Genomic DNA, 25,054 nt, shown 5'->3' on the forward strand with positions numbered 1-25,054 from the left:
CACAATGTCGGTTGTGCCCCCCGCCGAGCCCGGTCTCATCGACGAACAGGACCCGGTCTCCGAGGCACGCCGGCTGCGGGTGCTGTTCGACGGCCTGCCCGCCCTGATCGGCTACTGGGACCGCGACCTGCGCAACGTGGTCGCCAACGAGGCGTACGTCGACTGGTTCGGCGTCTCGCCGGAGAAGATGCGCGGGATGCACATCCGCGAGGTCGTCGGCGACGCGGTCTTCGACAAGAACCTGCCCTACATGACCAGGGCCCTGGCCGGCGAGGAGCAGCAGTTCCAGCGCACCCTCTTAGACCCTTCGGGGCGGACCCGCCACTCCCAGGTCTCCTACGTGCCGGACGTCGTCGACGGCGAGGTCTGCGGCCTCTTCGTGCTGGTGACCGACGTGACCTCCCGGGTCGAGGCCGAGCGGCAGCTGAACGAGGCCCAGGACCTCGCGGAGCTGGGCAGCTGGAGCCTGGTCCCCTCGACCAACCAGATCGTCTGGTCGGCGCAGATGTACCGGATCCTCGGACACGACCCCGAGACCTTCGTGCCGGAGCCGGAGTCACTGATCCTGCAGGTGCACCCCGATGACCGCGACCGGGTGCTCGCCACGGTGACGGAGGCGCGGACGAGCGGCGTCGGCTACGAGCAGGCCTTCCAGATCATCCGTCCCGACGGCCAGGTGCGCGAGGTGCTCAGCCGGGTCCGGACCGAGGTGGCCGAGGGCGGCGAGGTCACCCGGCTCACCGGCGTCACCCAGGACATCACCTCCTCCAACCGGCTGGCCCGCGAGGTCGGCCGGGTCAACGAGGAGCTGCAGAAGGTCAACCAGCTCAACGCCGACGTGCTCGGCGTCGTCGGGCACGACGTACGAGGTCCTCTTGCGCTCGTGCTGGGACAGCTCGAGGTGCTCACCGAGACCTGGCAGGAGTCCTCACCGGAGGCGAACATCGCCCGCGTCGAGAAGAGCCTCGGTGCCGCACGCCGGCTCTCGGTGCTGCTCGACGACATCCTCGCGATGGCCAACTTCGACTCCGGCGTGATCGCCACCCGGCCGCGGCCGGTCTCCCTCGCCGACGTCGTCTCCCAGGCACTGGCCGACGTGCACGGCGGGGTCGAGGTGGACGTACGCCGCGACGGCGACCCGGTCGGCGTCGTCGATCCCTTCCACCTGCGCCAGATGGTCGCCAACCTGGTCACCAACGCCGTCCGGTACGGCGCCCCGCCGGTGGTCGTGACCGTGCGCACCGCCGCCGACTCGGCGACCATCGAGGTCACCGACCACGGCGATGGTGTCCAGGAGGCGTTCGTGCCGTACCTGTTCGAGCGGTTCACCCGGGCGACCGACACAACAACTCCGACCCGCCGACCGGGCAGCGGCTTCGGCCTCTACGTGGTGCGCCGGCTGGCCGAGGCCAACCGCTGCCGGATCGCCTACGAACTCACCGAGACCGGCGGGTCGTGCTTCCGTCTCCTTGTGCCGGGCACGGACCCGAGCGCAGGCTGAAGCGAGTGGGCGCAGCAGGGATCGAACCTGCGACCACCTCGTTGTAAGCGAGGTGCTCTACCGCTGAGCTATACGCCCCTGAGATGTTTCCGGGGCCCGGGACGAACCGGGCGCGCACAGACTACGGGAGCGGCACATTCGGTGTCGCATGAGTCCGGAAATGCGAAGTCGCGCCGCTGGCGTCTCGGGTCACCAGCGGCGCGACAACCACAGAGTGCCGCACCGGACACCGGCTTCCAAGCGATTGCCGGAAAATGGTCTGGAATGACTAGACCAGGTCCGCGAGAGCCGCTGCATGGGCGTCCAGATCGCGCGCCTCACCACGGGCGTTGTGCACCGACCAGCGCACGATTCCGTCCCGGTCCACGGCGTACGACGACCGCTTCGGACCGCCCGCGATCTCGTCGAAGACGCCGTAGGCCTTGGCCGTGTCGCCGTGCGGCCAGAAGTCACTGAGCAGGGGGAAGAAGATGCCGTCGCGGTCGGCCACCGCCCGCTGGGTGTACATCGGGTCGCAGCTCACCGCGACCAGCGTCGAGTGGTCGGTCTCGAAGTCGCCGAGGCGGTCGCGCAGGCCGGTGAGCTCGCCGGTGCAGACCCCGCTGAAGGCGAACGGGTAGAAGACGATCAGGACCGCCTTGCCCCTCGCGTACGACGACAGCGTGACGTCCTGGCCGTGCTGGTCCTGCAGCGTGAAGTCCGGAGCCTTGTCGCCGATCGCCAACGTCATGGCGCCATGGTGCCAGCAGCCGGGACGAGACCCGTCAGGAGTCCCCTTCGCCGTCCGCGTCGTAGTCCTTGAGATCCTTCTTCAGGACCTTGCCGGTCGCGTTGCGCGGCAGCTCGTCGAGGAAGATGATCTCGCGCGGCACCTTGTAGCGGGCGAGGTTGTCCTTGACGTGCTTCTTCAGGGAGTCCTCGTCGACCTCGCCGTCCTTGACCACGAAGGCCCGCAGCCGCTTGCCGTAGTCGTCGTCGTCGACACCGATGGCGGCGACGTCCTGGACGTTCTGGTGGCGCTGGAGGCAGTCCTCGACCTCCTTGGGGAAGACGTTCTCGCCACCGGAGACGATCATCTCGTCGTCACGGCCCTCGACGAACAGCCGTCCGTCCTCGTCGAGCTTGCCGATGTCGCCGCTCGACATCAGGCCGTCGATCATCTCCTTGCTCTCGTCCTCGTCGCCGGTGTAGCCGCCGAAGAGCATGGTGTTGCCGACGAAGATGCGGCCGGACTCGCCCTGCTCGACCGGATTGCCCTTCTCGTCGTAGATCCGGACCACGGTGTTGTACGGCGCCTTGCCGGCCGTGCCGGGGGCCTCCCGCATGTCTCGGGGCTGGGCGATGGTGGCCCAGGCGACCTCGGTCGACCCGTAGGTGTTGTAGAGGTTGTCGCCGAACGCGTCCATCCACTCGGTGGCCAGGTCACCGGGGAGCGCCGAACCCGAGGCGGCGACGACCCTGAGCCTCGACCAGTCCCCCTCGCGCTCCTTCTCGGAAAGTTTCATGATCCGCTGCATCATCACGGGGATCACGATGAGCGCGTCGACGTCGTGCTCCTGGATGGTCTTCAGGCAGTCGGCCGGGTCGAACTTGCGACGCAGCACGATCGTCGAGCCGAGCAGCATGGCCATGTTCAGGTGGGCCCAGCCCCAGGTGTGGAACAACGGCGCCACGATGTAGGTCGTCCCACCGGTGTGGAACGGCATCTTCGAGAGCAATGCGACAGCGCCGTCGAGTCCGGACTCACCACGCGGGGCACCCTTCGGCGTACCGGTGGTGCCGGAGGTGAGGATGACCGGCCGGGTGGTGTGCTCGGGCACGGGGTGGGACTCGGTGGAGCCCTTGGAGATCAGCTCCTCGACGAGCGGCACGTCGTCGACCTCGCCGTCGTGCCAGGCGATCACCTTGGGCAGGTCGACCTCGGACTTCTCGATGAGCTCGGTGAACTCCTCGTCGTACACGATCGCGGCCGGCTTCTCGCGCTTGCAGACCTCACCGAGCTGGGCGCCGGAGAAGGCGGTGTTCAGGTAGAGGATGTCCGCGCCGAGCTTGGACAGGGCGGTCGAGATGTCGACGAAGTAGCGATGGTTGCGGCACAGCACGGCGACGCTGTCGCCCTCGCCCACGCCGAGGTCGCGCAGGCCGTGGGCCAGGCGCGTGGACCGCTCGTCGAGCTCGGCCCAGGTCAGCTCGCCCAGCTCGTCGATCAGCCCGACGTCCTTCGGTGAACGGATCGCGAGGGCGCCCATCCCACCGGCGAAGCCGATGCCCCAGTCGAAGATCGTCTTGCCGACGCCGTAGAGGGTGATCGGGTTGTAGGGCCGGATCACGCCGGAGGTGGCCATCACCTTCACCATCCGGGCCTGGCGCAGGGCTTGCTTGCCGAGCTGTTCCAACATGCGGTGAGTGCCTCCTGTGCAGCGGGGTCAGCGGTTCTTGGGCGCGACGAGACGCGTCGCTGTCCATTCCTTACCCACTGCAACGGTCGTCGTCGTGGAAAGTCCCGCGATCGGGCCGGCTTCCGCGACGTCGGCCGCGTCCACGGCACCGGGTCGACCCACCTTGGGGGTCAGCAGCCAGATGGCTCCGCCGCGCACGAGGTCGGTCAGGGAGTCCACGAGCGCGTCCACCAGGTCGCCGTCGTCGTCACGCCACCAGAGGAGTACGACGTCGACGACGTCGCCGTGGTCACCGTCCACGAGGTCGGCATCGATCGTGTTCTCGATCTCCGCGCGGATCGCGTCGTCCACGTCCTCGTCCCAGCCGAGCTCCTGCACGACCATGCCGGGCTTGAGGCCCAGCCGCTCCCCCAGCTGGACGTCAGCGCCGCCTGCGCTCGGGCTCAACTGTCTGCCTCCACTCGTTGCACCACTCGGTTGGTTCATCGGGACGGTGCCCGGGGTTCACCTGTGTGACTCCGGGGTCCGGTGGGACGTAGTCCACCGTGTTACCCATCCGGGCGCAACCCCACGCGTCTCAGGTCCATCATCCGGGGGACCGTGCGGGTCGGGGGCTCACGTACTCATCGGTAGATTTCATGTGCTTCGCAGAAGTGACACGATTGACCGGTGAGCGACGACGAGAACACTTCCACCGAGGCCCGCCCGGCGACCCCGCGCACCTCCGTGATCCACGAGGGGCTGCCGACCCAGCTCCCGGACATCGACCCCGACGAGACCCACGACTGGCTGGAGTCCTTCGACGCGCTGGTCAGCGACCGCGGCCGTGACCGCGCCCGCTACCTGATGCTCCGGCTGCTCGAACGAGCCCGCGAGCAGGCCGTCGGCGTACCCGCGCTGCGCAGCACCGACTACATCAACACCATCCCTCCCGAGCGCGAGCCGTGGTTCCCCGGCGACGAGGAGACCGAGCGCCGCATCCGCGCCTTCATCCGCTGGAACGCGGCCGTGATGGTCTCCGACGCCAACCGCCCCGGCCTCGAGGTCGGCGGGCACATCGCGACCTACCAGTCGGCGGCCAGCCTCTACGAGGTCGGGTTCAACCACTTCTTCCGCGGCAAGGACCACCCGGGCGGCGGCGACCAGGTCTACATCCAGGGCCACGGCTCCCCCGGCATCTACGCCCGGGCCTACCTCGAGGGTCGGCTGACCGAGCAGCAGCTGATGCGCTTCCGGCAGGAGGTGCAGCACGGCGTCGGCAAGGGCCTTCCGTCGTACCCCCACCCGCGGCTGATGCCGGAGTTCTGGGAGTTCCCCACGGTCTCGATGGGCCTGACCGCGATCAACTCGATCTACCAGGCCCGTTTCAACCGCTACCTCGCCAACCGCGGCATCAAGGACACCTCGCAGCAGCACGTCTGGGCGTTCCTCGGCGACGGCGAGATGGCCGAGCCCGAGTCGCTGGGCGCGCTGCGCGTGGCCGCTCGCGAGGAGCTCGACAACCTGACCTGGGTCATCAACTGCAACCTCCAGCAGCTCGACGGCCCGGTCACCGGCAACGGCAAGATCATCCAGGAGCTCGAGGCGAACTTCCGCGGCGCCGGCTGGAACGTGATCAAGGTGATCTGGGGCCGCGAGTGGGACGAGCTGCTCGCCCGCGACGTCGACGGCGTGCTCGTCAACCAGATGAACAGCACGCCCGACGGCGCCTTCCAGACGTACTCGGTCGAGGACGGCGCCTACAACCGCGAGCACTTCTTCGGTGCCGACCCGCGGCTGCGCAAGATGGTCGAGCACATGAGCGACCGGCAGATCGAGAAGCTGCCGCGCGGTGGTCACGACTACCGCAAGGTGTACGCCGCCTTCGATGCCGCCTCCAAGCACGTCGGCCAGCCGACCGTGATCCTGGCGCACACCATCAAGGGCTGGACGATCGAGGCCCTCGAGGGCAAGAACGCCACCCACCAGATGAAGAAGCTGAAGAAGGACGACCTCAAGAAGTTCCGCGACCGGCTCTACCTGCCGATGAGCGACCGCGACATCGACGAGGCCTACGACGCCTCCGGGACCGCGCCGTTCTTCCACCCGGGCAAGGACTCCCCCGAGATCGAGTACATGATGGAGCGCCGTCGCCAACTCGGCGGCTCGCTGCCCAAGCGCGTCGTGCGAGCCAAGCCGCTGAAGGTGCCCGGCGACGAGATGTACTCCGAGCTCAAGCAGGGGTCGGGCAAGGCCAAGATCGCCACCACCATGGCCGTCGTACGCCAGCTGCGCGACTGGATGAAGGACAAGGAGATCGGCCACCGCATCGTGCCGATCGCTCCCGACGAGTACCGCACCTTCGGGATGGACTCGATGTTCCCGAGCGCCAAGGTCTACAACCCGGGCGGACAGCGCTACGAGTCGGTCGACCGCAAGCTGCTGCTGAAGTGGCGCGAGGACAAGGCCGGCCAGCTGCTCCACGAGGGCATCTCCGAGGCGGGTGCGATGGCCTCCGCAACGGCCGCCGGGTCGTCGTACTCCACGCACGGCGAGGTGATGATCCCGTTCTACATCTTCTACTCGATGTTCGGGTTCCAGCGCACCGGTGACTCCATCTGGGCGATGGCCGACCAGCTGGCCCGCGGCTTCCTGATCGGCGCCACCGCCGGCCGCACCACGCTGACCGGTGAGGGACTGCAGCACGCCGACGGCCACTCGCCGCTGCTCGCGGTGACCAACCCGGCGGTCGTGCACTATGACCCGGCGTTCGCCCACGAGGTCGCGCACATCATGCAGGACGGCCTGCGACGGATGTACACCGTGACCGACGACCACCCCCAGGGTGAGAACGTCATCTTCTACATCACCGTCTACAACGAGCCGATCGTGATGCCGAAGGAGCCCGAGGACCTCGACGTGGACGCCCTGCTGAAGGGCATCTACCGCTTCGCGGCCGCGCCCGAGGTGTCCGGCAACGGCTCGGCTCCCCAGGTCCAGCTGCTGGCCTCCGGTGTGGGCTTCCCCTGGATCCAGAAGGCGCAGCAGCTGCTCGCCGACGAGTGGGGCGTCGCTGCGGACCTGTGGTCGGTGACGTCGTGGAACGAGCTGGCTCGCGACGGGGTCGAGGCCGAGAAGTGGACGCTCAACCACCCGGACGAGGACGCCAAGGTGCCCTTCGTGACGACGGCATTGGCCGACGCGAAGGGTCCGTTCGTCGCGGTGAGCGACTACATGCGCGCCGTACCCATGCAGATCGCGCACTGGGTCCCCGGCGACTACCACGTGCTCGGCACCGACGGCTTCGGCTTCGCCGACACCCGACCGGCCGCGCGCCGCTTCTTCCAGGTCGACGCCGAGAGCGTCGTGGTCGCCACCCTGCGCGCCCTCGCCGAGCGCGGCGAGGTCAAGCCCGAGCTCGCGGCCGAGGCGTTCAAGAAGTACCGCATCGACGACCCGACCGCCGTGGCCGACGTGAAGCAGGAGGGCGGCGACGCTTGACCACCTGGGCGACCGCCTTCCGCCGCGGAGCGATCCCGATCGTGCTCGGGATCCTCTGCTTCGTCGCGTCCATCCCGGCGATCGAGGACCTCGACCCCCTGCTGAAGGGACTCGGCGTGATCCTGGTCGTGCTCGGCCTGGTCATCGTGCTCGCCACCGCCCGGACGGTGGCCGCTGAGGAGAAGCGGGTCGGGGCTGGTGACGGTTTGGCCGGGCGCCCGGCCGAACCTCCAGTGGAGGGGTGAAGTTTCACGCCTCCACTGGAGGAATTGCCCGCCCGCTCCGCCTCAGAGGTAGACCGGTCCGCCCTGAAGGACCGAGATGATGTACCGAATCGTTGCTGCGGGTCGCTCCAGATCCGCCCACGTGAGTCGGATGCATCGCCAGCCAGTACGACGACAGATCCGCTCTTCGCGCCTCTTCTCCCGGAGCACGACGTCCGTGACGTCCTCGCCCTCCTTCAGGAACTTCTGGTACTTCACCTTCCCGTCGAACTCGAGAAACACCCCCAGCTCGGGCCAGGCGAAGTCCACGCGCCAGAGGACGTTGCCCTGGTGGTCGCGGATCTTGTAGTTGGGCTCCGGGGCGGGCATCCCCGTGCCCAACAGCATCACCGCCGTTCGGCTCTCGGCGAGTGACTCGCGTCGACCATCCGCGAAGTTGATGACGAGATCGGTGCCCAACGTGTTGGCCCAACGCGCCATCGCTTTCGCGCCTTCGCGCAACTCGGCCTTCGACGTTCGCCCGGTCCGCAAGAAGTGGTCCATCGCAGGGAGTGCGTGCTCCAGATCTGTCAGGGTCGTGAGGTCGAGCGCCGTCCGCGTCGGAGACGTGACCTTGCGACCATCGACCACCATCACGTCGCCCTTCCTCAGCTGCCCACGATGTTGGACGACGCCCACCTCACGCCGACCGGCCCTTCCGTCTGTGCGCGTCATGTGGACCTCCTCCAGAGAGAGGTCCCACAGCGGCGCATCGTGGATGATCGCGGCAGACACGTGCGACAGCACCACGTCGGTGCGGGCGAACTCATAGGCCAACCCGCTCAGCAGTAGATGCCGTGCCTCGCGGGTCCGTGCCTCCCAGAGCTCTTTCAAGCAATAGGCACCGTGCCGGATCCGGACGAGCACGCGAGTTCGGCAGGCACGACGCAGGTCTGTGTCGGTGCCTCCGGCCGCGATGACGTCGCGACGCAGGATGATGCCGTCGGCGTCGGCCAGGTATCGCAAGTTCTCCACACCCGGACCATGCAGCGCCTGTCCGAGCGCCGCTCGCGCCGACGTACGTCGTGTGGACAACCGTGCGTTCGGCCCGGCCTGTGCACAGGAGCTGGGCCTGTCGAGCGGGGGGCCAGAACTGTGAGTGGAGTGGTGAAGTTTCAACCCTCCACTGACGGTTTGGCCGGGCGCCCGGCCAAACGGCGCCCAAACCAACAGCCCCTAAGCCCCCCGCCGCCGAGACACCAGCGCAACCGGGGCGTCACCGGCCTCGGCGCGGTTGATGGGTTCGGAGGGGCCGTTGCGGAGCAGCTGGCGCCAGCGCCCGCGGTGGTACGACGCGGGCTGGGTCGCGCGGACGAACTCCTGGACGATCTTGACGAAGCGGTCCGGGTGGTCCTTGTGGGGGAAGTGGCCGCTGTTCGGGAGCACCTCGACGACTGCGCCGGGGGCGATCCGGGCGGCGTTCTCGGCGTGCTTGACCGGGATGACGACGTCGTCGGAGCCCCACACCACGAGCATCGGCATGGCCTGGGTCAGGTAGGCGCGGTCGACCATCGTGACGATCTGGCCCTTGAGGTCGACCACCGACCGGACGACGTGGCGGATCGCGGCGCGGGCGTGGGGGTCGTGGAAGGACTCGAAGATGTCGGCGACCTCGGCCAGGTCGCGGGCGGCGTGCAACCGGGTGCGGGAGAGCGCGCGCAGGCCGGCCTTGCCGACGTGGCGGAGGCCGGGCAGGGTCGCCACGCCCATCGCCTGGTGGAAGCCGGGCAGGGTGATGGCGCGGATGAAGGGCGTCACCTCGGGGCCGAGGCCGCCGGGGGCGATCAGGATCATCCGCTCGGTGCGCTCGGGGAACTGGTAGGCGAACTGCATCGCGACGCCGCCGCCGAAGCTGTGCCCGACCACGGTGACCTTGTCGATGTTGAGCACCGTCAGCAGGTCACGCATGCCGTTGGCGTAGCCACCGACGGAGTAGTCCGCCCGCGGCTTGGCGCTGACGCCGTGTCCCAGCAGGTCGGGAGCGATCACCGTGTAGTGCCGGGCCAGGTCGTGGATCACCGGCAGCCAGGTGGTGTGGTCGCACCCCAACCCGTGCAGGAGCAGGAGGGCAGGGCCCTCGCCCAGCTTCAGGAAGGCCCGCTCATGTCCGTGGATCGTGATCCGCTGGAGCTCGACGGCGCTGCCTGGCACTTGCTGCACTCGATCTCCTCGGGCCGGGGGCTGGGGCTCCAGTGGCAGCAGTCAACCAGAACTCGTTCCAGATTTGACTACCACGCACCGACATGTGGTCACTCGCGCCGAGAAAGCCGGGAATTCCCTTGCGCCATGGGGCTGTTGAGGTCACTGAGGCTACGCTCACCCCATGTCTGTGCAGTACGACGGACCGGCGACGGGGTCCACCGGGGTGCTCCCCCAGCTCGCCGAGATCATCCGTGTGGTGACCGCCACACCGGTCGAGGACGTGCAGCTCGACCGCACCTTCGTCGACGAGCTGCGCATCGACTCGCTGGCGATGGTCGAGATCCTCGAGGGGTCGGCCCGCCACTTCGGCGTGCGCATCGAGGACGAGGACGCCAAGCACTTCTTACGGGTCGGGGACCTCGTCGACTACATCGCCCGACGACTCAGCTAGACGACCTGGTGCAGCCAGCGCACGGCGACGCCGTCGCCCGCGTGCCGGAACGTCTCGAGCTCGTCGTCCCAGGGCTTGCCGAGGAGCTTGCCGATCTCGATCTCCAGCGTCGTCTCTCCCAGTGAGGCCTTGACGACCGCGGCCTTGAGTCGGTCCTCGGGGATCATGATGTCGCCGTGCAGGCCGGTGACGGCGTGGAAGACGCCGAGGTCGGGCGTGGCCGAGAACCGCGCCCCCTCGGTGCTCGAGGTGCCTTCCTCGGTGACCTCGAAGCGCAGGTGGTTCCAGCCACGCAGGGCCGAGGTGAGGGAGGCAGCGGTGCCGGGGTCGGCCGACCAGGAGTACTCGGTGCGGTAGGTGCCCGACTGCGCCGGCTGTGGGGTCCACTCCATCTGTGGGGCAACTCCGAGCACGCCACCGGTGGCCCACTCGATGTGCGGGCACAACGCGGACGGCGCCGAGTGGATGTAGAGCACTCCACGAGTCGCTGTTCGAGTCACGACGGACCTCCTCTTGCTCCGGCGTCGAGATACGCCTTCCCCAGCGGTCTCGAATGGTGGAGCAGCACGGTTGGTCACCGTCGCGTGATGGTGCGTGTGTGAACTTGTGAGCCCATTGTGACGCACGGGAGGCCCTCACGCCAGCCAGACAGCCAGAAAGTACCGTTTCGGCGTGTCTGTTATGTCGCAGATGACCGGCCTGTGGCGCCGGCGGTGGAGCGTGGCCCCAGCTCCATCAGCTGACTGAGCACCTCCGTGGCCACCCCCAGGCCGCCGAGGTGGGACTCGCCGTCGATGGTGGTGAACCGTCCGTGCGGCAACCGCGCGGACAGGTGCTGGCCGTGTGCGTACGGGACGATGTGGTCGGAGTCCCCGTGCCACCAGTGCACGGGGACCTGCACGTCGGCGGCCTCGAAGCCCCAGTCGCGGGTGAACAGGATGATGTCGGAGAGCACCGCCCCGAAGTGCGAGCGCGACCCGTTGAGCAGGTCGTCGAGGAACATCGCCCGGAACTCCGGGCGAGCCAGGAGCTCCTTGTCACCGCGCGGCTGGACGGCCGCGTAGGTGTCCAGGAAGGTGCCCGCGAACGGGCGCACCAGCCGGATGGCGCGGGAGAGCACGAACCCGAGCGGCAGACGTGCCACGGACAGCACTGGGGCGGCGTACGCCGCGAGCGTCATCAGGCCGCTCGAGATGGCATCGGGGCCCTGGGTGGGCGCCACTCCCCCGAGCACCCCGACGCCGTGGACCCGATCCGGCATCGCCGCGCCCGCTGCCAGCGCATAGGGACCACCGCCGGAGAGGCCGATGACCCGCAGGGTGTCGATGTCGAGGACGTCGCACAGCTCGGCAAGGTCGCCCGTCCAGTCGAGGATGTCGCGGTAGAGGTGCGGGGTCGAGGACCCGATGCCCGGGCGGTCGATGCCGATGATGCGCAGGTCGTGGGTCTCGGCGAACAGCCTGGCCTCGACCGGGATCTGGCGCCGCGCGCCCGGCGTGCCGTGCATCCACACGACGGCCGCACCCCGCGGTCGGCCGAACTCGGCGAAGGAGAGCCGACGACCGTCCCGGACGGCCACCGAGCCCTCGAGCCGTGGGCGATCGAGCTCATTCATGCGGCGGATTCTCGCACGCGGACGCGGAACACTCAGGCGCTGTGCGGCATCCGGACGGCCGATGCGTCGACGATGTTCCAGGGGTCCCGCACGGCGCCGAGCAGGGCGCCGTCGGCGGAGACCGGCGGACCCTCGATCACGGTCGCGAGCAGGCAGGTCACGTTGTCCCGGCCGCCGGCCGCCAGCGCCGCGTCGACCAGGTGCTCCACGGCCGCGTCATCGGTGTGGTCGGTCAGGATGTGCGCGATGTCGCGCTCGTCGACCAGGTCGGTGAGCCCGTCGCTGGCGAGCAGCACCCGGTCCCCCGGCACGAGATCGAGCTCGGCGACGTCGCCGTTCTCGGCCGGGTCGCCGTTGACGCTGCGCGTGACCACGTTGCGCCAGCGGTGGTAGGGGACGTCCGCCTCGGCCAGTGAGCCCTCGTCGACCAGGCGCTGCACCCAGGTGTGGTCGCGCGAGATCCGGGTCAGCGTCCCGTCGCGGAAGAGGTAGCCCCGTGAGTCGCCCAGGTGGGCCAGGGCGAAGCGTTTCCCGTCGGTGGCGACGGCGGTCAGGGTGGTGGCCATGCCGGCCCGGCGGGGGTCGCGGGCGACGCCGAGCGCCACCTGCTCCTGGGCGAGCCGGATCGCGCCGCGGAGCATCGCGACGGGATCGCTGTCGGGGACGGACAGGGCAGTGGCTGAGACGACGTACGCCGTGGTCGCCGAGGCGACCTCACCGGCCGCGGCACCGCCGACGCCGTCGGCCACGAGCATGCAGCTGGGTCCCATGAACCCGGAGTCCTCGTTGTCGCTGCGCACGAGACCCACGTGGCTGAGCGCGACGCCGGAGAAGCGCAACACCCTGATCACCCCCTCAGAAGTCCAACGCTTTCCGACCATCTCACGGTTCCCCGCTGGGTGTCCCGGGGTCACGGGAGGACGCACCCGACACAATGGACCCCATGGAATGGCTGCTGCTCGGGATCTCCGTGGCCCTGGTGCTCGCGTGCGGGGTCTTCGGCGCGGCGGAGTACAGCTTCGTGGCGGTCGACCGGGCCGCCGTCGAGAAGGCGGCCTCCGAGGGCGACCGCCAGGCGCAGGGGGTGCGTACGGCGCTGCGCAGCCTGTCGACCCAGCTCTCCGGTGCCCAGGTCGGCGTCACCCTGACCAACCTGGTGATCGGGTTCCTCGCCGAGCCGGCCATCGCCAAGCTGCTCGAGACCCCGCTCACCAGCCTCGGCGTACCCGACAGCGCCGTGCCCGGGATCGCCGTCACGCTCGGCCTGGTGCTGGCCACCATCGCGACCATGATCTTCGGCGAGCTGGTGCCCAAGAAGCTGGGCATCGCCGTCCCGTTCGCCGTCGCCCGGCGCACGCAGGGGTTCATGCGCGGCTTCACCACCGTGATGACCTGGCCGATCAGGGTGCTCAACGGGTCGGCCAACGCCGTCGTCCGGGCGCTGGGCGTGGAGCCGCAGGAGGAGCTCCGCTCGGCCCGGTCCTCCGACGAGCTGGCGTCGCTGGCCAACCGCTCCGCGAGCGAGGGCACGTTGGACACCGAGACAGCCCACCTGGTGCAGCGCTCGGTGGCCTTCGGCCCCCGCACCGCCGGCGAGATCATGACGCCGCGGGTGCAGATGGCCTGCGTCGACGCCACCGACCCGGTCAGCGACGTCATCGAGCTGTCCGGTTCCACCGGCTTCTCCAAGTTCCCGGTCATCAAGGGCACCTCTGACAACGTGGTGGGCTCGATCCACGTCAAGCAGGCGGTGGCCGTGCCCCGCTCCGAGCGGGCCCACACGCTGGTGCGCGAGGTGATGGTCGAGGCCACGGTCGTGCCCGAGTCGCTCCGGCTCGACCCCCTCCTGTCGCTGCTGCGCGGCGAGGGCTTCCAGATGGCGATCGTCTCCGACGAGTACGGCGGCACGGCCGGTGTCGTCACCCTCGAGGACGTGGTCGAGGAGATCGTCGGCGAGATCTCCGACGAGCACGACCAGTTCGGCGCCCGGCTGCGCCAACGACCCGACGGCTCGTGGATCGTCTCCGGACTGCTGCGACCCGACGAGGTGGCCGACGCCACCGGGCTGGCGCTGCCCGAGGACGAGGCCTACGACACCGTGGCGGGCCTGCTCGTCCGCGAGCTCGGTCGGATCCCGGCCCGGGGCGACGAGGTGATCGTCCCGCTGCCGGTGGTGCTGCCCGAGGACGACGACGAGGAGCCGGTGCACGAGCACGCCGTGCTCCGGGTGGAGCGGATGGACGGACTGCGGGTCGACCGGATCTCCATCAGGCGACTCATCCCGGAGCCGCCGCCCGACCCGCTGCCGGGGTCGGGTGAGAGCACCCGATGAGTACCCAGTCGGCGATCTGGCTCGGCCTGGTGCTGCTGATCGGCAACGCCTTCTTCGTCGGTGCGGAGTTCGCACTCGTCTCGGCCCGTCGTACCAAGGTCGAGCCGAAGGCGGCGGCCGGCTCGCGGGTCGCCCGCACCACGTTGCGGGCGATGGAGGGCCTCTCCCAGATGATCGCCGCCGCCCAGCTCGGCATCACGGTCTGCTCGCTCGGCCTGGGCGCCGTCGCGGAGCCGGCCCTCGCCCACCTCATCGAGCCGCTGGCCGAGGCGGTCAACCTGCCCGACGCCTGGCTGCACCCGGTCGCGTTCACGTTGGCCATGGTGTGCGTGGTCTACCTGCACGTCGTGCTGGGCGAGATGGTGCCCAAGAACCTCGCCCTGGCCGGCCCGGAGCGGGCCGCGTTCGTGCTCGGGCCGCCGATGGTGGCGATCGTGACGCTGCTCAAGCCGATCGTCTACGGGCTCGACGCGGTGGCCAACGGCGTCGTACGGCTGTTGAAGGTCGAGCCGCGCACCGAGGTGATCTCCACCTTCACCCTGGAGGAGGTGGAGGCGATGGTCGACGAGTCCCATGACGAGGGTGTGCTGGACGAGAGCGAGTACGTGCGCCTGGCCGGCGCCCTCGGTTTCACCTCCCGCACCGTCGACGCCGTGCTGCTGCCGCTGGACCAGCTCGAGACCGTCCCCCGGCGGGCCAGGGTGACCGACGTCGAGGCCGCGTGCGGCCAGACCGGCTACTCCCGCTTCCCGGTCGTGGGCGACGACGGGTCACTGGTCGGCTACCTGCACATCAAGGACGTCCTGCACGCGGACCCGCACGGTCGCGCGCGGGTCGTCGAGGACACCTGGATCCGCCAGTTCGCCGAGGTGCACCCCTCCGACACCCTGGTCAGCGCCCTGCAGACGCTCCAGGCCAAGGGGGCGCACATGGCGCGCGTGACCGACGACTCCGGGACGGTCGCCGGGGTGATCACCCTCGAGGACGTGATCGAGGAGCTGGTCGGCGAGATCAGGGACGCGGCTCACGCCGAGGGTCACTGACGGTGCGGGGAGACCCGGCCGGGAGACCAGCGCCGTGGTGGGAGGGCCCCCCGGCCGGGCTAGGTGCCGAGGAGCCCCCCGCGGGCATCCTCGACGTGGCAAAGGTACCTAAAGCAGGGCGTTATACCCATTCGTTACGAATAGGTTTTTTCACTCAGTCTTGGATCGGGCGTGAATCCCGCCCGTGACGCTGCTCAGGTGGGGCTGCGCCCGGCCGCCACCGAGGCCGACGCCGCCGCCACGCGGTCGGTGTCGCCGGCGAGGAACAGGTACTCCACGTTGCGCAGCCGCTTGACCTCACCGACCTTCTCGCCGGTGGGCCCGTGGACGCCGATCTGGGCACCGACGTACCGCTTGGAGTCGAAGGCGACCACCTCGACGGACGCGCGCCCGGCCTCCCGCAGCGCCAGGGTCATCTGCTCGGGACTGATCCACGACTCGTCGTTGTAGGAGACCACCAGCACGTCGGCGCGGGCCCGGGCGAGCAGGTCGCCCATGGCGCCGGGCATGTCGTGCTTGCTGTTGAAGATGCTGCGGGTGCTGTCGTCGCGGGCGTCCAGGCGCTTGCAGGCGATGCCGTAGTGAGCGGGTTCGTCCCAGCGGACCAGGGTCTCCCAGACGTGGTAGTTGGTGAAGTAGCGGTGCTGGTTGTACGGCGGGTCGAGGTACATCAGGTCGACCTGCGGCAACGAGTCGACCGTGCGCATCGCGTCGCCCCGGACGGTGTGGCCGGCCCCGTCAAGGAGGTCAGGCAACTGCAGCTCGAGGTCGCGGTGCGAGCGTGGCGACCACGCCTTGAGGTAGGCCATCTGCAAGCCCGTCGTGGAGTCCACGCGGTCGGCCGCCAGCAGCAGCGCCGTGAGCAGGATCGGCCGCAGCGGACCGGTCGGGTGGTCGTCCTCGATCGCCTCCCGGATGGCGTCGATGCGCCGGCCGTTGTGCGGCTGGAAGAACCGCGCCTGCTCGCAGAACGTGCGGGTGACGTACCCCGCCTTCCCCGGCAGCCCGTTGAGCCGGGCCAGCTCGGCGACCAGGCTGCGGCGGTCGAGACCGGCCGCGTCGGTGGCGATGTAGCAGTCGCTGAGCACCTCGCTGTACGACGCCAGGTCGGTCGCCGTGACCTCGATCCCGCGGCTCTTGAACTCCTGGGCCACCCGCGTTGTCCCGGTGAACAGGTCCACGGCGGTGCGCGCCGCGACCGCCCCCGCGATCTCGCCCAGCACCGGGACGAGGAGGCGCTTGGACCCGAGGTACTTGATCACCTCGTGATGGTAGGGGCCATCCGGCGGACTCCGGCGTACCGCGCCCGTGGCAACCGAGGGTAGGTTTGTCCCAGACCGTTCGTGAAGCAGCCTCCAGCGTGGAGCCTCTCGGGGCCGGCCGAGAGGCGCAGATGACAAGTTCCGACCCGAGCACGTCCCCCGTCAGCCGGGTACCGCTGAGGCTCCGGCTCTCCGACCCGGAGCGCCCGCACCCCCTCGACGGCGGCTGGTGGCCGCAGAGCAACGACCTGAGTGTCGAGATGGCCGACCTCGTCGACGGCTTCCCCGCCGACCGCGGCCGGATCGTCCGGGCGCTCTACTCCCCGCCCGACTGGGCCGACACACCCAAGCGGGTGACCACGGCCCGGGGCTACATCGAGACGGCCGCCTTCGCGCGCGAGTTCAGCCCGGTGATGATCCTGACCACCTCGAACCGGCAGAAGCTGTGCCTGCTCGTGATCCCGTCCTCACTGTCGGCCGACCAGGGCGAGGCCGCCCTCGAGGCAGCCGTCACGCCGTACTTCGCCTCGTCACCGGCCCAGATCCTGGCGACGATCATCGAGGGCTCCTCGGTCTGAGGCCCGCGCCTCACATCTCGCCGCTGGGCTGGCTGGCGAGCTCGACGAGGTCGGAGATCGAGTCGATCACCCGGGTCGGACGGTAGGGAAACGTCTCGATCTGGTCAGGACGGGTCGAGCCCGTCGTGACCAGCACGGTGCGCAGACCTGCCTCCAACCCACTGATGATGTCGGTGTCCATCCGGTCGCCGATCATGACGGTCGTCTCGGAGTGCGCCTCGAGACGGTTCAGCGCACTGCGCATCATCAGCGGGTTGGGCTTGCCGACGAAGTAGGGCGACCGGCCGGTCGCCGTACTGATCAGGGCCGCCACCGACCCGCAGGCCGGCAGCTTGCCGGCGGCACTGGGTCCGCTGGCGTCGGGGTTGGTGGCGATGAAACGGGCTCCGGCGTCGATCAGCCGGATGGCGCGGGTGATGGCCTCGAAGGAGTAGGTGCGGGTCTCACCCAGCACCACGTAGTCGGGATCGCGGTCGGTCATCACGTAGCCGACGTCGTGCATCGCGGTGGTCAGGCCGGCCTCGCCCACGACGTACGCCGTGCCGTGGGGTCGCTGGTCGGCCAGGAAGTCGGCCGTGGCGAGCGCCGAGGTCCAGATGGACTCCTCGGGTACGTCGATCCCGCTGCCGAGCAGGCGGGCCCGCAGGTCGCGCGGCGTGAAGATCGAGTTGTTGGTGAGCACCAGGAACTTCTTGCCCGACGACTTGAGCGCCTCGACGAACTCGGTGGCCCCGGGGATCGGGTCCTCCTCGTGCACGAGCACACCGTCCATGTCGGTGAGCCAGGTCTCGATGGGGCGCACGTTCTCCATGGGCGTCATCGTGCCACGGCCGACGGATGTGACAAATGTCTGAATGACAAGCCTGAAATTCCTGCATACTCGACGGCGTGTCGTCTTGACGTTTGGTCATTTGAGTTACTTTCTGTCACTCCTGTCCCTACACTCACACGAGTGACTGCCCTCTCCAAACGGCCCAAACTGGCCCGAAAGGCCGGAGCCGCCCTGTGCGCTGCCGCCCTGGCGGCCGGTGGCGTGGCCGTCACCACTCCCCCCGCCTCGGCCACCGTCACGACGCTCTGCGTCGGGTACACCGCGTGCGCCAAGCTCGGGATGTCCGACGCCGGGTACTCAAAGGTCAGCAAGACCATGTACTGGCGGATGTACGGCGGCCACAACTGCACCAACTACGCGGCGTACCGGATGGTCAAGGCCGGCATGCCCAACACCCGCCCCTGGTCGGGCGGCGGCAACGCCACCTACTGGGGCACCTCGATGAAGGCGCTCACCAACGGCACGCCCCGCGTCGGGGCCGTGGCCTGGTGGAAGGCGCACGTCTACCCCGCCGGCTCGGCGGGGCACGTGGCCTACGTCGAGAAGGTCGTCTCCGCCAACGAGATCATCGTGTCGATGGACAGCTGGAACGGTGACTTCTCCTGGGCCCGGGTCACCAAGACCACGAGGGGCTGGCCGAGCGGCTTCGTGCACTTCAAGGACGTGCAGATCGCGAACACCGCGGTCCCGAAGATCACCGGCACTGCCAAGGTCGGGAACACGCTGACTGCCTCCGCAGGCAGCTGGAGCGTGGCCGGTTCGTCGTACGCCTACCAGTGGATGGCGAACGGAGCAGCGATCAACGGCGCGACGTCGTCGACGCTGGCCCTGACCAACGCGGTCAAGGACAAGACGATCACCGTGCGTGTCGTCGCCTCGCAGCTCGGCTACCCCAACACCGCGGCGTACTCCGCGGCGACCTCGGCCGTCCAGCCGGGCGTCATCGCCAACACCGAGGCGCCGACCATCTCTGGGGACGCGCGCGTCGACTCGACGCTGACAGCCCAGCCGGGATCGTGGTCACCCGGGCCGGTGACCCTCAGCTACCGCTGGCTCGCCGACGGTCAGTACGTCGCCGGACAGAGCTCCCCCACGCTCGCCCTGGGTCCCGACCTGGTCGGCAAGGCGATCAAGGTCGAGGTGACTGCGGCCAGGACCGGCTACACCCCGGTCAAGGCGCTCTCCGCGGCAACCGACCCCGTCGCGCCCGGCCAGATGCGTCCCGCCTCGGCCCCAGCTGTCAACGGCCAGCCGGTCCCCGGGACGACCCTGCGGCTCGGCTCGATCAACGGTGACCCCGCCGCCTCGAGGAAGGTGCGCTGGTCGCGCGACTACGCCCTCGTGCCGGGTGCGACTGCCGCGAGCTACCGGCTCACGCCTGCCGACCTCGGTCACCGCATCCGTGCGGTCGTCTACCTCGATCGCCGCGGCTACAAGCAGATGGTGGTGCCGACGGCCTTCACCCGCGTGGTCCGGGCCATCCCGGTCCTCCGGGTCGCGACCACCCGGGGGCACCAGCGCCTGGCCGTGCGCGCCACCGTGCGAGCGACGTGGCTGCCGGGCTTCGACGGCGTCCTCCAGGTCCGCTCCGCCGGCAAGCTCCTGCGCCAGATCCCTGTGCGCGACGGCATCGCCGCGGCCACGGTGACCGGCCTGCCGGTCGGCACGAGGACCTACCGGTTCGTGCTGGTGTCCACGGCCAGGAGCACGGCCGAGGTCGTCGTACGCCGCATCGCGATCGGCAAGTAGGGAGGGTGGGGCTCGAACCCACGACCCAAGGATTATGAGTCCTCTGCTCTGACCGACTGAGCTACCTCCCCGGAGCGGCCGAGCCTATCCGGCCCGATGTCCGACAGGTCAGCCTGCCGACGGCACCGGGCCTTCGAAGGGCAGCACCACCATGCACGGGACGGGCCGCGGGTGGGCCGGGTCGAGGGCGTTGAGCACGTAGCCGGCCGCGACCGGGTCGGCGGCGATCTCGAAGTGCTCGGTGTAGTCGGTGGCACAGCCGTCCTGGACGGTGATGTTCTTCATGCCCGGCTCGATGCCGCTGGTGTACGGCGAGACCAGCTCGTCGTGCGTGGTGACGATGTTGGTGTAGCTGATCCCCTTCACCGCCACTCCCCCGGCCCGCATCTTCTGCATGAACGCCGAGCCGGTGCTCATCTCGCTGCAGGCGGGGCAGCCGGGGGTCTCGGTGGAGGACGGCGAGTAGACACTCATCGACTGGCTCAGCTGCTGCGGTGCTCCCAGGCTGGTGCCGTGCCAGAGTGGCGCGAGCGACACGTAGCTGTGGATGTACGGCGCGCCGCCGAGGAACTTCGCGTAGTAGTCCGGCATCAGGGTGCCCTGCGAGTGGCCGAGGATGTCGACCTGGCGGGCACCGGTGGCCTGGCGGACCTTGGTGACGAACGCCTTCAGCTGCTCGGCGCTGGTCTCGATCGCGTCGAGCCCACCGAACTGGTCGAGTCCCTTCGGCGTACCGGCTGCGACGCCGTAGGTCAGCGCGAACACGCAGTAGCCGTTGTTGGCCAGGAGCGGCGCGTAGGTCTGCCAGTTGGTGTTCTTGTTGCCGGCGGTCCCGTGCACGAGGACGACCGGGCGCGGGTGGCGGGCTGTGGGCCTGCAGTTCCAGTTGTTCGCGCCGGCCGGGTCGGCGTCGACCTTCGTGCCGGCGAGCACCGCACTGCTCAGGAAGTTGTAGCTGACCGGGTACTGGTCGGCCGCCGACGAGGCGGGCGCGGTGGCGAGCGCGGCAGCCGCAGCACTGGTCAGGGCGAGCAGGGCGATGAGCGCACGGCGCACGGGTCCTCCTGGGTCAGGTGTCAGCAGACCCAACGAGCACCGAGTGGAAAGGGAACGCGCGGCTCAGCTGTTGCGGTGGCGCGGTTTCTTGCCACCGGGGCGTCCCGGGCGGTCGTTGAACCCCTTCGGCGGGCCCGATCTCGGTGCCGGCCCCTTGTCGCGCTGGAGGTCGATGAGGATCCCGGAGATGCGGGTGTCCGCGAGCTTGTCGAGGGTCTCGCGGGACAGGTCGGGTGGGAGCTCGACCAGGGAGAAGTTGGGCTTGATGTCGATGCGGCCGAAGTCGGCGCGCTTGAGACCGCCCTCGTTGGCGAGCGCGCCGACGATCTGACGCGGCTCGACGCGGTGGCGCTTGCCGACCGAGATCCGCCAGCGCACCAGCCCACCAGCCGGTTCGCGCCGCTCCCGGCGCTCCTGGGCCTTCGGCTCGGGCATGTCCTCGAGGAACAACGGCTCGCCGTCCTGGGAGAGTACGGCGATGGCAGCGGCGATGTCGGCCGCCGGGACGTCGTGCTCCTGCTCGTAGGCCTGCACGAGCTCCTTGAACAAGCCGTGCTGGGAGTCGCTCAGGGCCTGGGTGATCGCCTCGGTGAACTTGGCGACGCGGAAGGCGTTCACGTCCTCCACCGTCGGCAAGTTCATCTGCTCGAGGGTGGTGCGGTTGGCCTTCTCGATCGCGCGCAGCAGGTAGTTCTCGCGCGGCGTGACGAAGGAGATGGCCTGGCCACTGCGGCCGGCGCGGCCGGTGCGCCCGATGCGGTGCACGTAGGACTCGGTGTCGGTGGGGATGTCGTGGTTGATCACGTGGCTGATCCGCTCGACGTCGAGCCCGCGCGCCGCCACGTCGGTGGCGACGAGGATGTCGAGCTTGCCCTTGCGCAGCTGGTCGATGGTGCGCTCGCGCTGCACCTGCGCGACGTCGCCGTTGATGGCCGCTGCCGCGAAACCTCGGGCCCGCAACCGCTCGGCCAGCTCCTCGGTGGCGTTCTTGGTGCGGACGAAGACGATCATGCCGTCGAAGTTCTCCACCTCGAGGATGCGCGTGAGGGCGTCCAGCTTCTGGTGGTGGGCGACCTTGAGGTAGCGCTGTGTGACGTTGGTGGCCGTGCTCGAGCTCGACTTGACGGTGATCTCGGTGGCGCCAGGGGCGTACTTCTTGATGATCCGCCGGATCTGCGGCGGGATCGTCGCGCTGAACAGGGCCAGCTGCTTGTCGTCGGGGGTTCCGGCCAGGATCGTCTCGACGTCCTCGGCGAACCCCATGTTGAGCATCTCGTCGGCCTCGTCCAGCACCACGAACCGCAGCTCGCTCAGGTCGAGGGTGCCCTTCTCGAGGTGGTCCATGACGCGTCCCGGCGTACCGACCACGACGTGCACGCCTCGTCGGAGGGCCGACAGCTGGACGCCGTAGCCCTGGCCGCCGTACACGGGGAGGACGTGCAGGCCCTTGAGGTGGGCGGCGTAGCGGCCGAACGCCTCGGAGACCTGCAGGGCGAGCTCGCGGGTCGGTGCGAGGACCAGCACCTGCGGGGTCGACTGGGACAGGTCGATGCGCGAGAGGATCGGCAGCGCGAAGGCCGCGGTCTTGCCGGTGCCGGTCTGGGCGAGGCCGACGACGTGCTTGCCCTCGAGCAGGGGCGGGATCGCCTCGGCCTGGATCGCGGACGGGCTCTCGTAGCCGACTTCCCGGAGGACCTTCTCGACCCGCGGGTCGAGTCCCAGCTCCTCGAACGTCGGGCCTGTCGGTGCACTGCTCTCACTCACCGATCAAGGGTAGTGGCGGAGGTGGGTGCCGACCTATTCGAGAAGGGTCCGGTTTCCGCCTGCGGCGGCAGTGGGCGCCTACCCGATATGAGCGACAGGTACCGCAGTGGCACCTACAGTTGGGGCGTGCCCGACCTCGCGGCCGCAGAAGAACGCTGGCGGCTCACCCTCGACAACGCACCCGTGGGCATCGCCCTGGTGAGTCTCGAGGGCCACTTCATGCGGGTCAACGAGGCGCTGTGCCGGATCCTGGGCTACTCGACCGAGGAGCTGCTGGCCCTCGACTTCCAGCAGCTGACCCACGAGGACGACCTCGACACCGATCTGCACTTCCTCGAGCAGCTGCTGGCCGCGGAGATCTCCAGCTACCGGATGCGCAAGCGCTACCTGCACGCCGAGGGTCACCACGTGTGGGCCGACCTCTCGGTCTCCCTGGTCCGCGACGGGGAGGGCCAACCGGTCCATTTCGTCTCCCACGTCGCCGACCTCACCGAGGAGGTCAAGGCGGCCAACCGGATCGAGGAGATCAACCGCGAGCTGAACGAGCAGCAGATCCTGCTCGAGCGCTCCAACGCCGACCTCGAGGCGTTCGCCATGCTCGCCAGCCACGACCTGCAGGCGCCGCTGGCCACCATTCGCGGCTACATGGAGCTGCTGGAGGCGACGTACGCCGGCGTCTTCGACGAACGGGCCCTGGAGTGGGTCGGCCGGATCAGCCAGGCCACCGACCGGATGTCCCAGCTGGTCAGCTCACTCCTCGACTTCTCCCGCGCCGGCACCACCCAGTCGCACGAGTCGGTCTCCATCGCCGCGCTGGTCGAGGAGGTGCGCGACGACCTCACCCAGCTGATCACCGAGACCCATGCCGAGGTGGTCGTGGATCGGCACGCACCCGCCGTGATGGCCGACCGCTCCCGGATGCGCCAGGTGCTGCAGAACCTGATCCAGAACTCCCTCAAGCACCGGCACCCCGAGCGTGCGCCGCGGTGCGAGATCGGCGTCGAGGAGCGCGAGGTCGACTGGATGGTCACCGTCGTCGACAACGCCCTGGGCATCCCGGCCGAGCACCGCGACAGCATCTTCACGATGTACGCGCAGGTGGACGGCGGCGCACCGGGCCACGGCATCGGGCTGGCTGCCTGCCGCCAGATCGTGGAGCGTCACGGCGGCACGATCTGGGTCGACGGCACCCCCTCGGGCGAGGGCAGCCGGTTCAGCTTCACCCTCCCGCGCTGACGGATCGCTCCCGGCACGCGCGCTCGCGGCGTAGGTTCGGGCCATGGACGCCCCGATGCCGCCGCCGCTCGAGCCGCTCGACGAGACCTGGGAGCGCGCCCTCTGCGTCGTCGCCCATCCCGACGACATGGAGTTCGGGGCGGCCGCCGCTGTCGCCCGCTGGACCGGCCAGGGCAAGTGGGTCGGCTACACGATGGTCACGAGCGGCGAGGCCGGGATCGACGGCATGGCGCCGGACGAGTGCCGCACCGTCCGCGAGGCCGAGCAGGTCGAGTCGGCCCGCATCGTCGGCGTCGACACCGTGGACTTCCTGCACCAGCCCGACGGTGTCCTCGAGTACGGCGTCCCGATGCGCCGGTTGCTGGCCGCCGAGGTGCGCCGCCATCGCCCCGACATCGTGATCACCGGGAACTTCCGCGACACCTGGGGCGGGCGCAACCTCAACCAGGCCGACCACATAGCCGTCGGCAAGGCGGTGCTGGACGCGGTGCGGGACGCGGGCAACCGGTGGGTGTTCCCCGAGCAGCTCGACGGCGAGCTCGAGCCGTGGGGCGGCGTACGGGAGGTGTGGGCGTTCGGCTCCCCCGAGTCCACCCACGGCGTGGACACCACCGACACCTTCGATGCGGGCGTCGAGTCGCTCAAGGCGCACGCGGCGTACATCGACGGGCTGGGCTGGGAGAACTGGGACCCGCGGGAGTTCCTCGAGGGGATGGCGCGCGGCACCGGCCAGCGCCTGGGTACGGCGTTCGCCGCACCGTTCGAGGTCTTCCCGATGGGCTGGGGGGACTAGCAGGTCCTAGCGTGGGTCGCCGTGCAGCACGCAGAACTCGTTGCCCTCGGGGTCCGCGAGCACGGTGAATCCCTCGTCCCCGCTCTGCCCCACGTCGGCACGAGTCGCTCCCAGGCCGAGCAGGCGCTCGATCTCGGCGTCGACATCGCCGTCCGCGGGACGCAGGTCGAGGTGCAGCGGGAGCTTGGCCTGCTTGTCCTCCTCGATGGGCTGCAGCCAGATCACCACCCCGGCCGACTCCGCGGGGTAGAGCTTCACCACGCCGTCGTCGTGCACCTGGGTGGTCATGCCGAGCGCCTCGGACCAGAACCGGGCCTGCGCGTCGAGGTCACGGACGTCGAGGGTGAGCTGTGCGATGCGTGCGGTCATGGGGCTGCACTACCCGGGTGCCGCCGGAGCATTCGGTCTTCGGTCAACAAAACAGCAGAGCCTCTGACCCATGAGGGCCAGAGGCTCCGATCTCTGCTCCCCCGGTTGGACTCGAACCAACAACCCTCCGGTTAACAGCCGAATGCTCTGCCAATTGAGCTACAGGGGATCGCGCCCGCAAACCCTAGC

The 25,054-nt window shown here is 69.4% G+C and carries 23 protein-coding genes and 3 tRNA genes; 10 read left to right on the forward strand and 16 right to left on the reverse strand.

The features are described 5' to 3' along the window. Window positions 1-13: 13 nt before the first annotated feature. On the forward strand, window positions 14-1,501 hold the full coding sequence (locus H976_RS0105840; protein ID WP_027860788.1) for a PAS domain-containing sensor histidine kinase: 1,488 nt from the start codon (window positions 14-16) through the stop codon (window positions 1,499-1,501). Window positions 1,502-1,507: 6 nt separating this feature from the next. Here the strand turns inward: H976_RS0105840 and H976_RS0105845 are convergent. The 4 genes from H976_RS0105845 to H976_RS0105860 form a co-directional block, all read right to left on the reverse strand. Further along, window positions 1,508-1,579 (reverse strand) — tRNA-Val (locus H976_RS0105845). Between the two features lie 190 nt (window positions 1,580-1,769). After that, on the reverse strand, window positions 1,770-2,231 hold the full coding sequence (locus H976_RS0105850) for a peroxiredoxin (RefSeq protein WP_027860789.1): 462 nt from the start codon (window positions 2,229-2,231) through the stop codon (window positions 1,770-1,772). A 34-nt stretch (window positions 2,232-2,265) separates the two neighbouring features. Further along, window positions 2,266-3,900: an AMP-binding protein gene (locus H976_RS24745; RefSeq protein WP_036224868.1), complete on the reverse strand. Its 1,635-nt coding sequence runs from the start codon at window positions 3,898-3,900 to the stop codon at window positions 2,266-2,268. A 27-nt stretch (window positions 3,901-3,927) separates the two neighbouring features. Continuing rightward, the gene (locus H976_RS0105860; protein WP_027860790.1) at window positions 3,928-4,347 is read right to left on the reverse strand and encodes a DUF3052 domain-containing protein; all 420 of its coding nucleotides are present in this window, start codon (window positions 4,345-4,347) and stop codon (window positions 3,928-3,930) included. Window positions 4,348-4,569: 222 nt separating this feature from the next. On the opposite strand from H976_RS0105860, the gene aceE reads away from it, so the two are divergent. Then, window positions 4,570-7,380, forward strand: coding sequence for a pyruvate dehydrogenase (acetyl-transferring), homodimeric type (gene aceE / locus H976_RS0105865; RefSeq protein WP_051276275.1), 2,811 nt, complete (start codon window positions 4,570-4,572; stop codon window positions 7,378-7,380). Further along, window positions 7,377-7,625: a hypothetical protein gene (locus H976_RS0105870; protein WP_027860792.1), complete on the forward strand. Its 249-nt coding sequence runs from the start codon at window positions 7,377-7,379 to the stop codon at window positions 7,623-7,625. The genes aceE and H976_RS0105870 overlap by 4 nt, the downstream gene beginning before the upstream one ends. A gap of 42 nt (window positions 7,626-7,667) precedes the next feature. Here the strand turns inward: H976_RS0105870 and H976_RS0105875 are convergent, their stop codons facing one another. Together H976_RS0105875 and H976_RS24750 are read right to left on the reverse strand one after the other, a co-directional pair. Next, window positions 7,668-8,510, reverse strand: a complete 843-nt coding sequence (locus H976_RS0105875) for a hypothetical protein (RefSeq protein WP_231388801.1) — start codon at window positions 8,508-8,510, stop codon at window positions 7,668-7,670. Window positions 8,511-8,819: 309 nt separating this feature from the next. After that, window positions 8,820-9,803 carry an alpha/beta fold hydrolase gene (locus H976_RS24750; RefSeq protein ID WP_231388802.1) on the reverse strand — a complete coding sequence of 328 codons (984 nt, stop codon included), beginning with the start codon at window positions 9,801-9,803 and terminating at the stop codon, window positions 8,820-8,822. Window positions 9,804-9,966: 163 nt separating this feature from the next. On the opposite strand from H976_RS24750, the gene H976_RS0105885 reads away from it, so the two are divergent. Beyond that, window positions 9,967-10,236, forward strand: coding sequence for an acyl carrier protein (locus tag H976_RS0105885; protein ID WP_051276277.1), 270 nt, complete (start codon window positions 9,967-9,969; stop codon window positions 10,234-10,236). Here the strand turns inward: H976_RS0105885 and H976_RS0105890 are convergent. The 3 genes from H976_RS0105890 to H976_RS24755 all read right to left on the reverse strand — a co-directional run bounded on the left by H976_RS0105890 (window position 10,233) and on the right by H976_RS24755 (window position 12,693). Then, window positions 10,233-10,736 (reverse strand): DUF3145 domain-containing protein, encoded by a 504-nt coding sequence (locus H976_RS0105890; protein WP_027860795.1) that lies wholly within the window; start codon window positions 10,734-10,736, stop codon window positions 10,233-10,235. The two genes, H976_RS0105885 and H976_RS0105890, sit on opposite strands and share 4 nt — an antisense overlap. A gap of 179 nt (window positions 10,737-10,915) precedes the next feature. Next, complete coding sequence (locus tag H976_RS0105895) at window positions 10,916-11,851, reverse strand: alpha/beta fold hydrolase (RefSeq protein ID WP_027860796.1); 936 nt, start codon at window positions 11,849-11,851, stop codon at window positions 10,916-10,918. 32 nt (window positions 11,852-11,883) lie between these two features. Further along, window positions 11,884-12,693: a PP2C family serine/threonine-protein phosphatase gene (locus H976_RS24755; protein WP_196803975.1), complete on the reverse strand. Its 810-nt coding sequence runs from the start codon at window positions 12,691-12,693 to the stop codon at window positions 11,884-11,886. Window positions 12,694-12,794: 101 nt separating this feature from the next. Here H976_RS24755 and H976_RS24760 point away from each other — a divergent pair, with 101 nt between their 5' ends. Together H976_RS24760 and H976_RS0105910 are read left to right on the forward strand one after the other, a co-directional pair. Continuing rightward, window positions 12,795-14,183 carry a hemolysin family protein gene (locus tag H976_RS24760; protein WP_051276280.1) on the forward strand — a complete coding sequence of 463 codons (1,389 nt, stop codon included), beginning with the start codon at window positions 12,795-12,797 and terminating at the stop codon, window positions 14,181-14,183. Further along, complete coding sequence (locus tag H976_RS0105910) at window positions 14,180-15,226, forward strand: hemolysin family protein (RefSeq protein WP_027860797.1); 1,047 nt, start codon at window positions 14,180-14,182, stop codon at window positions 15,224-15,226. The genes H976_RS24760 and H976_RS0105910 overlap by 4 nt, the downstream gene beginning before the upstream one ends. Window positions 15,227-15,420: 194 nt before the next feature. On the opposite strand, the gene H976_RS24765 is transcribed toward H976_RS0105910, so the two are convergent. Further along, window positions 15,421-16,488 (reverse strand): DNA adenine methylase, encoded by a 1,068-nt coding sequence (locus tag H976_RS24765; RefSeq protein ID WP_036224872.1) that lies wholly within the window; start codon window positions 16,486-16,488, stop codon window positions 15,421-15,423. Between the two features lie 131 nt (window positions 16,489-16,619). On the opposite strand from H976_RS24765, the gene H976_RS28540 reads away from it, so the two are divergent. Next, on the forward strand, window positions 16,620-17,066 hold the full coding sequence (locus H976_RS28540; protein WP_051276282.1) for a DUF5994 family protein: 447 nt from the start codon (window positions 16,620-16,622) through the stop codon (window positions 17,064-17,066). Window positions 17,067-17,076: 10 nt separating this feature from the next. Here the strand turns inward: H976_RS28540 and H976_RS0105925 are convergent, their stop codons facing one another. Continuing rightward, a complete protein-coding gene (locus H976_RS0105925; RefSeq protein ID WP_036224875.1) occupies window positions 17,077-17,877 on the reverse strand; it encodes an HAD-IIA family hydrolase in 801 nt (266 codons plus the stop codon). 141 nt (window positions 17,878-18,018) lie between these two features. Between H976_RS0105925 and H976_RS28545 the strand changes: the two genes are divergently transcribed. Then, window positions 18,019-19,647, forward strand: coding sequence for a CHAP domain-containing protein (locus H976_RS28545; RefSeq protein WP_155918004.1), 1,629 nt, complete (start codon window positions 18,019-18,021; stop codon window positions 19,645-19,647). Here the strand turns inward: H976_RS28545 and H976_RS0105935 are convergent. The 3 genes from H976_RS0105935 to H976_RS0105945 form a co-directional block, all read right to left on the reverse strand. After that, a tRNA-Met gene (locus H976_RS0105935) sits at window positions 19,645-19,718 on the reverse strand. The two genes, H976_RS28545 and H976_RS0105935, sit on opposite strands and share 3 nt — an antisense overlap. A 37-nt stretch (window positions 19,719-19,755) precedes the next feature. Further along, window positions 19,756-20,703 (reverse strand): triacylglycerol lipase, encoded by a 948-nt coding sequence (locus H976_RS24780; protein ID WP_036224878.1) that lies wholly within the window; start codon window positions 20,701-20,703, stop codon window positions 19,756-19,758. 63 nt (window positions 20,704-20,766) lie between these two features. Then, entirely contained in the window at window positions 20,767-22,467 is a 1,701-nt protein-coding gene (locus H976_RS0105945) for a DEAD/DEAH box helicase (RefSeq protein WP_027860799.1), read from the reverse strand. Between the two features lie 126 nt (window positions 22,468-22,593). Here H976_RS0105945 and H976_RS0105950 point away from each other — a divergent pair, with 126 nt between their 5' ends. After that, window positions 22,594-23,703 (forward strand): PAS domain S-box protein, encoded by a 1,110-nt coding sequence (locus H976_RS0105950; RefSeq protein WP_027860800.1) that lies wholly within the window; start codon window positions 22,594-22,596, stop codon window positions 23,701-23,703. A 43-nt stretch (window positions 23,704-23,746) separates the two neighbouring features. After that, on the forward strand, window positions 23,747-24,496 hold the full coding sequence (locus tag H976_RS0105955) for a PIG-L deacetylase family protein (protein ID WP_231388803.1): 750 nt from the start codon (window positions 23,747-23,749) through the stop codon (window positions 24,494-24,496). A gap of 6 nt (window positions 24,497-24,502) precedes the next feature. Here the strand turns inward: H976_RS0105955 and H976_RS0105960 are convergent, their stop codons facing one another. Both H976_RS0105960 and H976_RS0105965 read right to left on the reverse strand, forming a co-directional pair. Beyond that, window positions 24,503-24,865: a VOC family protein gene (locus tag H976_RS0105960; protein WP_027860802.1), complete on the reverse strand. Its 363-nt coding sequence runs from the start codon at window positions 24,863-24,865 to the stop codon at window positions 24,503-24,505. A 96-nt stretch (window positions 24,866-24,961) separates the two neighbouring features. Next, window positions 24,962-25,034 (reverse strand) — tRNA-Asn (locus tag H976_RS0105965). Window positions 25,035-25,054 lie beyond the last annotated feature (20 nt).

This window comes from Marmoricola sp. URHB0036, assembly GCF_000426045.1.
Lineage (GTDB): Bacteria > Actinomycetota > Actinomycetes > Propionibacteriales > Nocardioidaceae > Marmoricola.

Bases quoted from the DNA above. Each gene is read 5' to 3' on its own strand.
- H976_RS0105910 (WP_027860797.1), top strand. From the start codon at position 14,180: ATGAGTACCCAGTCGGCGATCTGGCTCGGCCTGGTGCTGCTGATCGGC.
- H976_RS24760 (WP_051276280.1), top strand. From the start codon at position 12,795: ATGGAATGGCTGCTGCTCGGGATCTCCGTGGCCCTGGTGCTCGCGTGC.
- H976_RS0105885 (WP_051276277.1), top strand. From the start codon at position 9,967: ATGTCTGTGCAGTACGACGGACCGGCGACGGGGTCCACCGGGGTGCTC.
- H976_RS0105895 (WP_027860796.1), bottom strand. From the start codon at position 11,851: ATGAATGAGCTCGATCGCCCACGGCTCGAGGGCTCGGTGGCCGTCCGG.
- H976_RS0105955 (WP_231388803.1), top strand. From the start codon at position 23,747: ATGGACGCCCCGATGCCGCCGCCGCTCGAGCCGCTCGACGAGACCTGG.
- H976_RS28540 (WP_051276282.1), top strand. From the start codon at position 16,620: ATGACAAGTTCCGACCCGAGCACGTCCCCCGTCAGCCGGGTACCGCTG.
- H976_RS0105925 (WP_036224875.1), bottom strand. From the start codon at position 17,877: ATGGAGAACGTGCGCCCCATCGAGACCTGGCTCACCGACATGGACGGT.
- H976_RS0105960 (WP_027860802.1), bottom strand. From the start codon at position 24,865: ATGACCGCACGCATCGCACAGCTCACCCTCGACGTCCGTGACCTCGAC.
- H976_RS24745 (WP_036224868.1), bottom strand. From the start codon at position 3,900: ATGTTGGAACAGCTCGGCAAGCAAGCCCTGCGCCAGGCCCGGATGGTG.
- H976_RS0105850 (WP_027860789.1), bottom strand. From the start codon at position 2,231: ATGACGTTGGCGATCGGCGACAAGGCTCCGGACTTCACGCTGCAGGAC.